Origin of the sequence: Microbispora sp. CSR-4, from assembly GCF_008033685.1 — a bacterium.
Lineage (GTDB): Bacteria > Actinomycetota > Actinomycetes > Streptosporangiales > Streptosporangiaceae > Microbispora.
The window spans coordinates 1-281 of the sequence record NZ_VJVX01000332.1 but is presented as its reverse complement, the minus strand read 5'-3'; the positions used below and the strand labels follow the sequence as shown (position 1 = coordinate 281).

1 protein-coding gene is annotated in these 281 nt (G+C 74.0%); it reads left to right on the top strand.

Annotated elements, in window-relative coordinates; translation table 11 throughout:
* Positions 1–25: 25 nt before the first annotated feature.
* Positions 26–281, top strand: a 256-nt coding sequence (locus FLV34_RS40035) for an HNH endonuclease signature motif containing protein (protein ID WP_261986095.1), incomplete at its 3' end; no start/stop codon positions are given.

Below are 281 nucleotides of genomic sequence, written 5' to 3'. Positions count from 1 at the left end.
GGTCTGCTCCTGGCCGGGCTGCCGCATGCCCGCCACCCGCACCGACCAAGACCACATCCAGGCCTGGGCCGACAACGGCGCCACCACCGCCGCCAACCTGCACCTGGCCTGCCGCCACGACCACCGCGCCAAGCACCTCGGCGGCTGGCGCGTCACCACCGCAGGCCCCCACCTGATCATCTGGACCAGCCCACTCGGACACCCCTACCGCAGCCCACTCCCGAAGATCATCCAGCCCGTCCCCGACCCCCAGCCCCGCACCTGGCCCGACGCCCCACCCG